General features: G+C 59.6%; 1 protein-coding gene and 2 pseudogenes. All 3 read right to left on the bottom strand.

The annotated features are described in order from the left end of the window. Positions 1-48: 48 nt before the first annotated feature. A pseudogene (locus FJ938_RS29220) lies at positions 49-183 on the bottom strand (DUF779 domain-containing protein); the annotation flags it as partial. A gap of 619 nt (positions 184-802) precedes the next feature. Next, positions 803-940 (bottom strand): annotated as a pseudogene (locus FJ938_RS30225) (IS630 family transposase); the annotation flags it as partial. 71 nt (positions 941-1,011) lie between these two features. After that, on the bottom strand, positions 1,012-1,693 hold a 682-nt coding region (locus FJ938_RS29215), incomplete at its 5' end, for a Crp/Fnr family transcriptional regulator (RefSeq protein WP_348642304.1).

Genomic DNA, 1,693 nt, shown 5'->3' with positions numbered 1-1,693 from the left:
ATGTCGCCTCAGGGGCCGGCGCTCCGGAAAAACCCGCAGGCCGGCAGATCAGCTGGCTCCTGGCTCAACATTACAAACCATCGACCGCGTCAGGAACCGCTTCTCCCGCCCGTTCTCAAGCGAGAACATTCCGCCGCGACCGGGCACGACGTCGATGATGAGATCGGTGTGTTTCCATGCCGACGTTCCAGCATCGGGGCGTTTAGCCGAGGTGATGTCCAGAGCATCCCAAGAATGGCAATCATCGGCAGGTGCTAGAACAGTCAACCAACGCCGCTGAAGGTTGCCCCTGAGCAGAACCAAGGCGGCAAAGCGCCCGCAAACTGTTCGCCTTCCCCAGGCTGAGGCTCAGTACAGGGGAGGGAACGCGCTGTGTCGAGTCGCCGCAATCGGCATTCCCGACGGTCTCCAACTCGGTCTGAACAGCAAGTCCGCAATGCTCGGTCTGCACTCGAATCCTTCCCGTTCGCGGCGATGGTGGTGGTCGTCCGATAGGCTTAATTGCACTGTAGCTAATATAAGATATACCAATCCTTGCGGGAGGCCCCCCGACCGCGATGGCCGGTGTGGCCCGCATCCCAACACTCCAGACCGCACCGGCCATTCCAGGTCATGTCCAATCAGGGGATGTAGCTCGCGCTAGCAAAGCTGCCCGCATGTGGATTTGACAACGCCGCGATGAGCGAACGGCGCACCGGCGGCATCGGCGCTGCGCCATAGGTTTGGTTGCGGACACCAACATTTGCCCTAGGGCTTTGCTGGCCAGCAGCTAAAGGGAGATGGAAATCACCAAGCCGGCGCCGCGGAAGCACTGCCCGTAGATGGGCGGTCGAACACGCAAGGCTTCGAGCCGGCCCCGGCGCAATGCGCCGGGAAGGGTCAGCCTGCGCCAATGGCCGTGCGGAGCCAAACCGCGCAACCACTTGCCCTTTTGCCCGCCTTGCCGCGGGACGGCAATGCGCACCTCGCTGAGGACGCATCTGGATGCCAAGTTGCTCCTACAGCCAGATGTCAACTGTCGATATAGCTGCATTCGAAACCCGCATATTCCGTCATGCCTCGTAGATCGAGCACGCGAACACGCCCTTGCCGGAATTCGAGAAATTTACGCTCGCGCAGTTCGCGCAGCATCCTGTTGACATGAATCGGAGTGAGGCCGAGGGCGTCCGCGAGATCGTACTGGGTCAAAGGGCATTCATAGCTATCGCGGGTGACGGAGCCTATGTGTTCCAGGCGCGCCCTCAATTCGAGAAACAGATGTGCGGTCCGCGCCAAGGCACTGCGACGTCCAACATTGGTGAGATGTTCTGCGATGACGGCACCCTTGTGCCCAAGAGCCTCGACGATCAGAGAGAAAAGATGGGGGGATTTCATGGCTGCGAGCGTAAATGTCTTGGTCGAGGCTACCAAGACGTTCAGTTCGGTTTGAGCAACAAACGTTTCAAGCGCGCCACCCCCGCTCAACCGGGACAGGACGAGATCGCCTTTCAAGGCAAAATCCAGGATCTGTCGCTGCCCCCCTGCAAGTTCGTGCGACAGACAACCCCAGCCCGACTCGACTATGAATACGCGATCGTTGTCCTCACCCTGGCTGAAAATGACTGTCTCGGGTGGATAACGCTTCGATGTGAACCCCAGCGTCTTCATGAGCGCCGATTCTTCGTCGGCAAGCCTCATATACGATGACCGCGTT

Origin of the sequence: Mesorhizobium sp. B2-4-14 (genome assembly GCF_006442155.1) — a bacterium.
Lineage (GTDB): Bacteria > Pseudomonadota > Alphaproteobacteria > Rhizobiales > Rhizobiaceae > Mesorhizobium.
This window is presented reverse-complemented; position numbering and strand designations above follow the sequence as displayed.